The 12,231-nt window shown below is 63.9% G+C and carries 9 protein-coding genes; 8 read left to right on the top strand and 1 reads right to left on the bottom strand.

The window, feature by feature from the left end; all coding sequences use genetic code 11:
* Positions 1 to 4 precede the first annotated feature (4 nt).
* From AXW84_RS12945 to AXW84_RS12935, 3 genes are all read left to right on the top strand, one after another.
* A complete protein-coding gene (locus AXW84_RS12945) occupies positions 5 to 769 on the top strand; it encodes an MbnP family protein (protein ID WP_068233808.1) in 765 nt (254 codons plus the stop codon).
* A 103-nt stretch (positions 770 to 872) separates the two neighbouring features.
* Positions 873 to 2,024, top strand: coding sequence for a cytochrome-c peroxidase (locus tag AXW84_RS12940; protein WP_068233805.1), 1,152 nt, complete (start codon positions 873 to 875; stop codon positions 2,022 to 2,024).
* Positions 2,025 to 2,164: 140 nt separating this feature from the next.
* Positions 2,165 to 3,766 (top strand): S41 family peptidase, encoded by a 1,602-nt coding sequence (locus AXW84_RS12935; protein ID WP_068233803.1) that lies wholly within the window; start codon positions 2,165 to 2,167, stop codon positions 3,764 to 3,766.
* A 121-nt stretch (positions 3,767 to 3,887) separates the two neighbouring features.
* Here AXW84_RS12935 and nagA read toward each other — a convergent pair whose 3' ends face one another.
* The gene (gene nagA, locus AXW84_RS12930) at positions 3,888 to 5,027 is read right to left on the bottom strand and encodes an N-acetylglucosamine-6-phosphate deacetylase (protein WP_068233800.1); all 1,140 of its coding nucleotides are present in this window, start codon (positions 5,025 to 5,027) and stop codon (positions 3,888 to 3,890) included.
* 293 nt (positions 5,028 to 5,320) lie between these two features.
* On the opposite strand from nagA, the gene fbaA reads away from it, so the two are divergent.
* From fbaA to AXW84_RS12905, 5 genes are all read left to right on the top strand, one after another.
* Positions 5,321 to 6,406, top strand: coding sequence for a class II fructose-bisphosphate aldolase (gene fbaA, locus AXW84_RS12925; RefSeq protein WP_068233799.1), 1,086 nt, complete (start codon positions 5,321 to 5,323; stop codon positions 6,404 to 6,406).
* Between the two features lie 159 nt (positions 6,407 to 6,565).
* On the top strand, positions 6,566 to 8,782 hold the full coding sequence (locus tag AXW84_RS12920) for a penicillin acylase family protein (RefSeq protein ID WP_068233797.1): 2,217 nt from the start codon (positions 6,566 to 6,568) through the stop codon (positions 8,780 to 8,782).
* A gap of 231 nt (positions 8,783 to 9,013) precedes the next feature.
* Positions 9,014 to 9,625: a hypothetical protein gene (locus AXW84_RS12915; protein ID WP_068233794.1), complete on the top strand. Its 612-nt coding sequence runs from the start codon at positions 9,014 to 9,016 to the stop codon at positions 9,623 to 9,625.
* A gap of 12 nt (positions 9,626 to 9,637) precedes the next feature.
* On the top strand, positions 9,638 to 9,973 hold the full coding sequence (locus AXW84_RS12910) for a hypothetical protein (RefSeq protein WP_068233793.1): 336 nt from the start codon (positions 9,638 to 9,640) through the stop codon (positions 9,971 to 9,973).
* A 178-nt stretch (positions 9,974 to 10,151) separates the two neighbouring features.
* Complete coding sequence (locus tag AXW84_RS12905) at positions 10,152 to 12,224, top strand: restriction endonuclease subunit M (RefSeq protein ID WP_068233791.1); 2,073 nt, start codon at positions 10,152 to 10,154, stop codon at positions 12,222 to 12,224.
* Positions 12,225 to 12,231 lie beyond the last annotated feature (7 nt).

Raw genomic sequence — 12,231 nt, 5'->3', positions numbered from 1 at the left:
ACCCATGAACCGATTTTACCTCTGGGCCCTGCTGTTGCCGCTGGCCATTAGTGGCTGTAAAAAAGACGAAGCCGCTGGGGCCGACACGGGCAGCGTGGCGCTGGACCTGACGCACGTGGTGGGCACTGCGCCCCTGGCCTTCGATGGCACGAGCTACTCAAAATCGGACGGCCAAACCTTCAAGGTTACCAAGTTTAAGTACCTGCTCTCGAACGTGCAGCTGCTGCGGGCCGACGGCACCGCGTATGCCGCACCCGAGAGCTACTACCTCGTGGACGCCGCCCAAACCGCCACCCTGCACCTGGTGGTGCCGGGCGTGCCGCTGGCCAACTACACTGGCCTACGCTTCGTGGTGGGCGTAGACGCAGCCCGCAACACCGCTGGGGCCCAAACCGAGGCCCTCGACCCCAACAACGACCTGTACTGGGACTGGACCGCGGGCTACGTGTTCCTGAAAATGGAGGGCACTTCCCCCCAGGCCCCCCACCCGGCGGCCGCGGCCGAGGGCGGCCTGCGCTTCCACGTCGGCGACAACGGCACCCAGCGCACCATTACCTTCGCCGGGGCCCCACTGGTCGTGACGGCCACCCAGGCGCCCGCCGTGCATTTGCGGGTGAACGTGCTGGCCCTGTTCGACAACGCTGGGGCCCCCAGCAAGAACATCGATTTCAGCAAAACTTCCGACGTGATGGGCGGGGCCAGCGCGCCCGCCGTGGCCGATAATTACGCCGCCGGCCTGTTCACCCTAGAGCGCGTGGCTGCCAATTAAATTAATTAAAAATGGAGAATTAAAAATGAGTGCTTAACATGACTTTCAGCCTAATTTTTAATGCTCCATTTTTAATTTTTAATTAATTCAAACTTCCACACCCATGAAGCATTTTTCTTCGCAAGTGCTGCGCCGAACGCGCGGGTGGGTGGCCGCCGGCCTGGTGGGCGTAATTGCGGTGGCCGCGTGCAGCCGCGACGGCGGCAGCGGCGACGCGCCCACCCCGACGCCCCCGCTCGCCGCGCCCACGCCCTACGCCCTGGTGCTGCCCAGCAACTTCCCCGGCAGCCCGCTGCTGCCCGCCGACAACCCCCTCACGGTGGAAGGCGTGGACCTGGGCCGGCACTTGTTCTACGAAAAAACGCTGTCGGTTGACAACAGTATTTCCTGCGCCTCGTGCCACCGCCAGTCGCTGGCCTTCACCGATGGGCTGGCCCACGCCGTGGGCGTGAACGGGGCCAAGCACCCGCGCAGCGCCATGGCCCTCAGTAACTTGCTCTGGGACCCGCTGCTGACCTGGGACGGCACTTCGGCGGGGTTGGAGACGCAGGCCCGCACCCCGCTCACTAACGATATCGAGATGCACCAGACGCTGGCCGCCAGCGTGGCCAAGCTCCAGGCCCAGCCGGCCTACGTGACGCGGTTTGCCAAAGCCTTCGGGGCGGGGGCCCTCACGGAGGACAATATGCTGAAGGCCCTGTCCCAGTTCGTGCGCACGCTGGTGTCGGGCAACTCGCGCTACGACCGCTACCGCCGCGGCGACCGCAGCGTGCTCTCGGCCGACGAGGTGCGCGGCTTGCAGCTGTTCATCACCCACCCCACGGGCACGGCCATCGGCCGCGGCGGCAACTGCGCCGACTGCCACGCCGGCGACCTGCAAACCAATCACCTCTTCGTCAACAACGGCCTCGACCGCACCTTCCCCGACCTGGGCCGCGCCGTGCCCACGGGCCTGGCGTCGGACCAGGGCAAGTTCCGCATCCCATCACTGCGCAACATCGCCCTCACGGGGCCCTACATGCACGACGGCCGCTTCACCACCCTGGAGGACGTGCTGGCCCACTACAACGAGCACATCGAGTACGGCAGCCCCAACCTCGACCCCAACATCCTCAACGGCACCAACAGCCCCCTCGGCATCGGCCAGCCCCTGGGCCTGACGGATACCGAGAAGAAGCAAATCGTGCTGTTTTTGCGAACGTTGACCGATTCCACGTTCATCCAGGACCCGCGCTTCAGCCAGCCTACGGACTGAATGTAGCGCGGACTTTGTCGTCCGCAGCTCTCGCTTAGTCCTGTCGATAATCGTTGGGCGACCGTTCAACCGCGCGGACTCGCAGCGTCCACGCTACGGCCCCGGGGCCCTAAACTTTAGTCCAAACAGCGTTTTATCTCGTGGCGGTAATTTTTCGATTACGGCGTTGGAGCGCGGGCGTTGGCCTGGTTTGGCTGGCCGCGTGCCAGCCGCAGCCGGCGGCCGAAGCTCCGGTCCTGGCCCGCGTGGTGCCCAAGGCGCAGGTTTTGGCTGATTTGGCCTTGTTCCAGCGCATCAAGGAGGCGGCCCACGCCGGCATTTACAAGTACCGCACTAAGGCCCAGATGGACAGCGCCTTTGCCGCCGCCTGCTCCCAAGTCACGGACAGCCTGACGGTTGTTGACGTGTACCGGCTAGTGGTGCGCGTCACGGATTTTGAGGGCAGCCTCCACAACGACACCTCCCTGCCCGATGCCGTGCGCGACGAGCTGCGCGCGGCCCCCGCGTTTTTCCCGTACCCGGTGAAGCTGGTGGCGGGCCAGCTGCTGCTAAACGCGGCCCGGGGTCCCCTGCCGCTGGGGGCCGCCATTGCCAGCATCAACGGTATTCCGGCCCGGCAGTTGGTGCGCGAGCTGGGCCGCTACTACACCACCGACGGGCTGAACATCACCGGCAAAACCGTGGGCTTGGCGGCGAATTTCCCCGAATACTACCGGCTCGAATACGGCCCGCAAGCCGCTTTCAAGGTGCGCTACACGCTGCCAAATAGCCCAGATGCCTTGACGCAAACCGTGCCCGCCGTGCCGTACCGCGCCTACCAGCAGGCCTTCGAAGCCCGCCATTCCAAGCCGTTCGACAACGCATTTTTTGCCGATGCCCCGCGCAAGTACACGTTCCGGTTGCTACCCAACCGGTCAGCGGCGGTACTGACCATCAACACGTTTGACATTGGCGAAGAGGGCACGGCGGGGCACAAGCGGTACGAGGCGTTCCTAGATTCGTGTTTTGGGCTATTGCGCCGGACGCCGGCCATCACCGACCTGCTGGTGGACGTGCGGGCCAACGGTGGCGGCGACGACAACAACGACATGCTGGCCTTTTCCTACCTGGCCCGTGCTCCGTTTCGGGAGAATAAGGGCGCCGCCGTCAGCTTCCCGCGGGTGCCGTACCGCCGGTACCTCAGCTTCGAAAAAGACACCGCCGAGCGCGCCGCCACGGTGCGGGAAACAGCGGAGAAGTTGCGCACCGATTTCGCCCGGGGCCCCACCGGCCAGCTGCACCAAACTGCTGCGAGCAACCCGGTTTTTCAACCCCGGAAAAACCGGTTCCGGGGCCGCCTGTACCTGCTCATCAGCCCGCGCCTGGCCTCGGCCGGCTCCATGTTCGCGGCCATGGTGCGCGGCAACACCGCCGCCGTGGTTGTCGGCGAGGAAACCATGGGTGGCTACTACGGCCACACCGGCCACGGTGAGCTGGCCTACACCCTGCCCAACACCGGCATTCAAACTAGGTTCTACTGGGTTGATTTGCAGCAGGATGTGCCGCGCAAAGCCAGCCAGCCGCCCGGCCGGGGCGTTCTGCCCAATTACCCCGTGGCGCAGTCCCCCGCCGATTTCCTGGCCAACCGCGACCCGCAATTGGCCTTTGCGCTAAAGCTGATGGCCACCAAGGCAGCCGGCGGGGGCCCCCACCCTAGCCAGCGGATTGAATGTAGCGTGGACGCTACGCGTCCGCGTAGTTGAACGGCCGCTGAACGATTACCGGCCGGGCGAAGCAAGGGCCGTGGACTACAACCGAAGGTCAGCGCAGCTAAAGTCCGCGCTACAGTTTATCATTTAACCGTGCAAACTTGCAGCGTCCGCGCTACGCCCAGCGGTGCAGCTCGCCGTGCAGCACGGTGGCTTGCGCGTTGAAGTCGTGGTCGAACGCGCACAGGTCGGCCCGGTAGCCGGGCTGGATGAGGCCCAGGTGGCCGGCCAGGCCCAGCACGCGGGCGGGGTAGAGGCTGGCCATGCGCAGGGCCTCGGGCAGGGCGATGCCCACGTGCTGCACGCAATTGCGCACGGCCGCCAGCAGCGTAAGGGCCGAGCCGGCGAGCGTGCCGTTGGCGTCTACAAAATGGTCGCCCTGGCGGTGAAACTGGTAGGCTCCGTGGGTCGATTCATTTACGGCGTCGGTGATGAGGAATAGCCGTTCGCCCATGATTTTGTGGGCGATGCGGAGGGCGGCGTAGTCGACGTGCACGCCGTCGGCCACCACGCTGGCGGCTACCGCCTCGTCGTCTAATACGGCCCCCACCAGCCCCGGGGCCCGGTGTAGCAGCCCCGACATGGCGTTGAATAAGTGCGTGGCCGCCGCAAACCCGCCCCGAAACGCCGCCTGTCCTTGGGCAAACGTCGCGTCGGAGTGGCCCGCCGAGCACACCACGCCGGCGGCGCGCAGCTGGGCCACGGTTGCGGGCGCGGCCATTTCCGGGGCCAGCGTCATGATGCGGAGCACGCCGGTGCTGGCGGCCAGCAGCTCGGCCAGGGCCCCCGGCTCGGGCCGCTGGATAAACTCGGCGCGGTGCGCGCCTTTCTTGAAGGGGTTGAGGTAGGGGCCCTCCAGGTGCAGGCCCAGCAGGCCGGGCGTGGTGGGCAGGGCCGCGCGCACCGCCGCGATGGCCGCCTGCATCAACTCGGGCGCGTTGGTGGGCATGGTGGGCAGGAAGCTGGTGGTGCCGTGGCGCAGCGTGTGGGCCCGCAGGTCGGCCAAAGCCGCGGCGGTGGGCTCGACGGAAAACAGGATGCTGCCCCCGCCATACAGTTGCAAATCGATGAAGCCCGGGCAAAGGTTGGCGCCACCCAGGTCGTGGCGGGGTACGTCGGCGGGGGCCTCGGCGGCGGGCAAAACGTCGGCAATTAGTTCATTATCTACCAGCACGGCGTGGTTGGGCAGCACGGCGTGGCCCGTATACACGGTGCAATTGGTGAGCAAGTAGCGCATGGTGGTAGGGGAGAACATGGGCGCGGGTGAGCGGTGTGGAGGGGGCGAAGCTAACCGGCCGCTAGTGGACTTTGCCGCGGAGCCCCAACTGTCTTGACGGGTATTGGGCGGATATTTTCTAGCATTAAAGCGGGGCGATGTTTTGGGTGAATTGCCCTGACTAGCGGGCCCAATGGAGCCATGGCGCCGGTGCGGGCCGGGGGTGGCGGCATGACCCAGGCAAGCGGCTTGTTAGAAAATAAAATCGTGGCGGGGCCCCGAAAACGCTGGGGGCCATAAATTGCCGCCTCATTCAGTCCAATACCAATCCCATGTTAACTCCTTCCACTGGCCGCCTGCGCGCCGGCGTGCTGCACGGCGACGAAGTGCAACAGCTTTTCCAACGCGCCAAGGCCGAGGGCTACGCCCTGCCCGCGGTGAACGTGACCGGCACCGACACCGTGAACGGCGTGCTAGAAGCGGCCCGCGACCTGAACTCGCCCGTGATGGTGCAGTTCTCGAACGGTGGCGCCCAGTTCTTCGCCGGCAAGGCGGTGCCCAACGACAAGCAGCAGGCCAGCATTGCCGGTGGCATTTCGGGGGCCCAGCACGTGCACGCCATGGCCGCCCTCTACGACGTGCCGGTGGTGCTCCACACCGACCACGCCGCCAAGAAGCTGCTGCCCTGGATCGACGGCCTGCTCGACGCCGGCGAGAAGCACTTTGCCCAGCACGGCCAGCCGCTGTACAGCTCGCACATGCTCGACTTGTCGGAAGAGCCGATTGAGGAGAACATCGAAATCTGCGCCAAGTACCTGGCCCGCATGGCCAAAATGGGCATGACGCTGGAAATTGAGCTGGGCGTGACCGGCGGCGAGGAAGACGGCGTGGACAACTCCGACGTCGATTCAAGCAAGCTCTACACCCAGCCCTCGGAGGTGGCCTACGCCTACGAGGAGCTGAGCAAAATCAGCCCGCGCTTCACCATTGCGGCGGCCTTTGGCAACGTGCACGGCGTGTACAAGCCCGGCAACGTGCGGCTGGAGCCCAAAATCCTGCACAACTCGCAGGAGTTTTTGCGCGAGAAGCACAAGATCGAGGCGGCGCTGCCCATCGATTTCGTGTTCCACGGCGGCTCGGGCTCAAGCCAGGCGGAAATCCGCGAGGCCATCAGCTACGGCGCCATTAAGATGAACATTGACACCGACTTGCAGTGGGCACTGTGGGAAGGCATAAAGGACTACTACGTGAAGAACGAGGCCTACTTGCAGGGCCAAATTGGCAACCCCAACGGCCCCGACTCGCCCAACAAAAAATATTACGACCCCCGCGTGTGGCTGCGCGAAGGCGAAAAAACCTTCGTGGCGCGCCTCAAGCACGCCTTTGAGGACCTGAACGCGGTGAACCGCCGCGGCTAGGGGCCCCAGGGTTGCATTTTCCGGAAAGGCCGCCCGTATTGCACGGGCGGCCTTTCTTTGTAGGGTAGCGTGGGCTCTGCGAGTCCGCGCGTGTGAACGTTAACCTTGGCAATTGTGCAACGCGCGGACTCGCAGAGTCCACGCTACACCCCGCACCCGATGAGAAAAATACTTACGGTTCTCTTTTCCCTGGGGGCCCTAACCCAGGCCCGGGCCCAGGCCTTTGCGCCCGCCGAAGTGGCCCGCTGGAAGCAGCAGGCCCGGCAGGTGGCGGTGACGCGCGACACCTGGGGCGTGCCCCACATCAGCGGCAAAACCGACGCCGACGCCGTATTTGGGGCCCTGTATACGCAGTGCGAGGACGACTTTGCGCGGGTGGAAGACAACTACCTCACCGCCCTGGGCCGCCGTGCCGAAGTGGACGGCGAAAAAGCCCTCTACGAAGACCTGCGGGCCCGGCTGTTCATGGACAGCACCCAGGCCATTGCCGTGTACGGCCGCAGCCCGGTGTGGATGAAAAGCCTGCTCAACGCCTTCGCCGCCGGCACCAACTACTACCTGGCCACCCACCCCGACGTGCACCCGCGGCGCATCCGCCGCTTCCAGCCCTGGATGCCGCTGCTCTTCAGCGAGGGCAGCATTGGGGGCAACGTGAGCGTGGTGCCCGTGGAGCGCCTCAAGGCCTTCTACAGCCAGCAGAAGCCCACCTCGTGGCAGGGGCCCCGGCCAGCAGCGGAAGGGGAGGGCTTCGACCGCAGCTCGGTGGGCTCGAACGGCTTTGCCATTGCGCCGGCCAAAAGCGCCTCGGGCCACGCCCTGCTGCTGATTAACCCGCACACCTCGTTCTACTTCCGCTCCGAATTGCAGATGACGAGCGCCGCCGGCCTCAACGCCTACGGGGCCGTAACGTGGGGCCAGTTCTTTATCTACCAGGGTTTCAACGCCAAGTGCGGCTGGATGCACACCTCCAGCTACGCCGACTCGATGGACGAGTACCTGGAAACGGTGACGGAAAAGGACGGCAAGTATTACTACCAGTACGATGGCCAAACCTTGCCCGTGCGCGCCCAGCCCGTCACGCTGGCGTATGTGAAAGATGGCCAGCTACTGCGCCGAAAGTTTGTGGGCTACCACACGCCCCACGGCCCCGTGGTGGGCCTGCAAGACGGTAAGTGGGTGACGGTGAAGATGATGGATGCCCCGCTCGCCGCCCTGGAGCAGTCGTACCTGCGCACCAAGGCCACCGACTACGCCAGCTTTAAGGAGGTGATGCGCCTGAACGGCAACGCCTCCAACAACACCGTGTTTGCCGACGCCAAGGGCACCATTGCCTACTGGCACGGCAACTTCATGCCCCGCCGCCCCGCCGGCCCCGACTGGAGCAAGCCCGTGGACGGCAGCACCAAGGCCACCGAGTGGCAGGGCCTGCACCCGGTGGAAGACCTCGTGCAGGTGCGCAACCCCGCCAGCGGCTTCATCCAGAACTGCAACGGCACGCCCTTTACCGTGGCGGGCCCCGGCAGCAGCCCCGACCCGGCCAAGTACCCCGCCTACATGGCCCCCGAGCCCGACAACTACCGAGAAATCAACGCCGTGCGGGTGCTGAGCCGCCGCCAAGCCTTCACCCTCGACACGCTCATCGCCGCGGCCGACGACCCGCACCTGGCCGGCTTCGAGAAGCTGCTGCCCGCTGCCCTGCGCGACTGCCAGCTGCTGCTGGACGCCGCCAGCGACGCGCCGCTGCCCGCCGGGGTGAAAGCGGCCCTGCCCGTGCTGCGCGCCTGGAACCTGAACTACAGCGCCACCTCGGTGGCCCAAACGCTGGCCATTTATTGGGCCGAGCGGATGCAGCGCCTGGCCCGCCCCCGCGTACCAGCCGGCCAAACCCTGGACTACATCGCCTTCACGCAGTTCGTCATCGACCACGTTACGCCCGAGGAAAAAGCCGCCGCCCTGGGCGAAACCCTGGCTGAGCTCACCCGCGACTTCGGCCGCTGGGACGTGGCCTGGGGCGAGGTGAACCGCTACCAGCGCCTGACCGGCAAAATCGACGAAACTTACGACGACGCCCAGCCCAGCCTGCCGGTGGCCTTTACCTCGTCGGCCTGGGGCTCGCTGGCGGCGTTCGGGGCCCGTACGGCGCCGAACACCAAGAAGCGCTACGGCTACGTGGGCAACAGCTTCGTGGCCGTGGTGGAGTTTGGGCCCCGCGTGGTGGCCCGCTCGGTCGTCACCGGTGGCCAGGACAGCCGCCCCGGGGCCCCGCACTTCACCGACCAAGCCCCCCTCTATACCCAAGGCAAATTCAAAGACGTGTGGTTTTACCCCGAAGACGTGGCCCAGCACGTGGCGCGGCAGTACCACCCCGGCGAGTAGGGGGTAGGCGAAAGTTTTGGAACAGGCTCAAACTTTTATTGAAGCTGTTTAGAAAGTCTGGAAATTCAAAATTGAACGTCATGCTGAGCGCAGCCGAAGCATCTCTACTGCGGCAGTAATCTTGATTAGTTGAGCAGTAGAGATGCTTCGGCTGCGCTCAGCATGACGTTCTGACGACTTCCTAAACAGCTTCATTAAGCCGGAGCCTATGATAGAAAAATAAGCCAGCACATGCCCCAACCCCTCTTGCCAGCTTATGCGCGCCAGCACCTGCCCACTGAACTACGCCTCATGCAAACCGGTGGCTATGCCAGGGCGCACCCCACGCTATCGGCCGAGGAAAAAGCGTTGATATACCACTATACCGCCAGTGGCTCCACGGCTATTAATCGACTGCTTCGCCTTAGCCAAGGCGTGCCTGCCAATCCCCTGAGTGAGGAGTTGGTATTGGCCGTTCAAAAGATGCCCTGCCACGAAGGCAATGCGTTTAGCGCGGCCCACCTAAGCCCGGCTGAACTCAGTCGTTTGCGGCTGGTGTTTACTGGCGGGACGCCGCAAACGGCCCAGCGTATTACGTGGCCCGCTTTCTTATCAGCTAGCCGTTCCATCCTAATTGCTGAGCGCCATTTAAATTATACGGGGCCCCCGCTGCCGCACAATTGTCTGTTTCAGATAAGCTCTTTGCGCGGCCGTTCTATTGAGCTGCTCTCGCACTACGGCCCCAATAGCCACGACCCGTATGATAACGAGCAGGAGATTCTATTTTTACCCAATACCACGTTCCGCATTATCGGAATCAACTTTGCGAACACCTGGCCCCAGGTAGAGTTGCTTGAGCTATAAAACCCCGCCTCCATGTCTGCCTTCACCACGTATCTCGAAGCCGCCAGCCAGCGGCCAGCGCCCCTGCAGGAAGCCGACTTGCTCCTGGAAATGGTCGTAGCGCAGGATGACTCCACGCTCCTGAACGCTATAATCGCGGCGCTGAATAAAGAGCTGCGCGCCCTGCCGCCTACGGCACCTAACAGCGCTTTCTCCGCCATTATGCGGCTTACTGCCCACCTGCAACGCCGCAAGGAAGAAGCCGAGCTAGCCGCTGACCCCGCCCGCCGCGCCGGCATCGAGCGCGTGGGCGAGCACTTCGCCCGCAAGGCGCAGTCGGGCTTTTCGCCGCTGCCGCTGCCCGAGTAGCGGGGGCTACGATTGATGCTGGAAAGATGCCTCAGCTGCTCACGCGACCGGGGCTTTTTAAAGCTGAGTGAGGTAGGTTATTTTTTATAAATCAAAAAATAACCTACCTCCGCGCAAGCAGCGCTTATGGTTGCCCGCTGTACCTTCGGGGTTCTAGTTTGACGTTTCTTTACCCAACGTGTCCGAACCAATTCTTTACCTGCCCCAAGCGTTTGACGATGACTTGGCCGCTCTCGTAACCGACGGCAAAACCGAAAACATTCACTACCGCGCCGTGCCTGATGGGCCGACGCTTTTTAAAGCCAAATGGGCCAACCCTGAAGAGAAAGTGCGGGCTGAGTTGTGGGCCGAACTGATTTATAAGTACGAGTACCCAGCCGAAAATATTCGGTTGGAGTTTCCCATCCCCGACCGGGTAAATAACAAGCGGGCCGACATTGTCATCTTTCACGATGCGCTGGCCATGCAGCCCTATTTCGTATTTGAGGTGAAGGCGGCCGATACCTCCGACTCGGCGATGGCGCAGGCGTTGGAGCAGGCTTGCGGCTACCGCAACCAGCTCAGTGCCTCGTTTGCGGGGGCGGTGTCGGGCACTACTACCCGCCGCCTGCTGCGCTTCGACGACCCCAAGAAGTACCCGGCCGGAATGCGCGACGGTAACAAGCTCACCGACATTCCGCACCGCTACGAGAAGCCGCCCAAGTGGCGCTACTACCAGGGCGTGGCGGGCAAAGACCTGGTGGCCGTGCCCCGCGAAGACTTGCGCTCGGCCATTCGCAAGTGCCACCAAACGCTGTGGGGCGGCGGCAAGCGCTCGCCCATCGTGGCGTTTGGTGAGTTTTGCAAGCTGGTGTTCGTGAAGCACCGCGACGAGAAGAACCCCGCCCGGCCCGACGGTGAGCCCTACGCCTTTCAGAGCGGCGACGGCGAAACCGATGCCGAGCTGGCCCTGCGCATTCACCGCCTTTACGACAAGGAGCGCGAAGACGAGCCGGACGTGTTTACCGACCGGCTGCTGGTGGAAGACGGGCCGCTGGCGCGGGTGGTGGAGCACCTGGAAAGCATCTCGCTCAACCGCACCGACCTCGACACGAAGGGCGTGGCGTTTGAGGAGTTTATGAGCGGCTTCTTTAAGGGCGACTTCGGGCAGTACTTCACGCCCCGCGAGCCGATTGCCTTTGCCATTGAGCTGCTGGGGCCGAAGCGCGACGACTTCACCATTGACCCAGCTTGCGGGTCGGGCGGCTTTTTGCTGTATGCCCTCGACCACGTGCGCCGCGAGGCCGACAAGCTGTTTCCCAAGCGCAAAACTGACCCCGCGCAGTTCAAGAAGCACTTCGACTACTGGCACGACTACGCCGAGAAGCGCCTCTTTGGCATTGAGGTGAACGACGAGCTGGCGCGGGTGGCCAAGATGAACATGATTATCCACGACGACGGCCACACCAACATCGTGGGCAACGACGCGCTGGATTTTATGGCCACCCTCACCGGCAAAAACCCCGGCCTGGCCCCCGATAAGTTCGACCTCGTGTTTACCAACCCGCCCTTTGGCGCGGTGGTGAAGCGCACCGAGGTGGGCGAAAAGTACATCGAGCAGTACGAGCTGCGCCGCTACCTAAGCAAGAACGCCAACGCCCGCCCCGGCGACCCCGCCGACGTAGACGAAGACGACCCCGCCGGCAAGCGCGGGGCCAAAAGCCTCAAGGAGCGGGCCAGCATCAAGACGGAAATCCTGTTTCTGGAGCGCCTGCACACCTTTTTGAAGCCCGGTACCGGGCGGGCGGCCGTGGTGCTGCCCGATGGCATCCTCACCAACTCGTCGCTGCAAGGCGTGCGCGACTGGCTGCTGGGGCACTTCCAGGTGCTGGGCGTGGTGAGCCTGCCACAGTTCGCGTTTGCGCACTACGACGCGGGCGTGAAAACCAGTATCGTGTTTTTGCGCAAGCTCAAAGCCGGCGAAACAGTGCCCGCCAAAGCGCCCCTGTTTATGGCCCTGGCCGACAACATCGGCTACGATGCCACCGGCCGCCCCACCTACGTGGTGAGCCTGGAAAGCGAAGTGCCCGCGAAGGAGCGCATCGAGCAGCACGCCTGCGACCTGTTTACCTACCGCGTGTGGTACGACTGGAACGACCTGGACCCCAAAAAAGCCGGATGGACCGAGCGCCACCGCGAAATCATCCCCAATACCGGGCTGGTCGCGCAATACAAAGCCTTTGAGCGGAACCCGGCACCTTTTTTCGTCTAAGCCCCGT

The organism is Hymenobacter sp. PAMC 26628 (assembly GCF_001562275.1).
Lineage (GTDB): Bacteria > Bacteroidota > Bacteroidia > Cytophagales > Hymenobacteraceae > Hymenobacter.
Note: the sequence above shows the minus strand (reverse complement) of the source record. Positions and strands in the feature narration are given on the sequence as shown.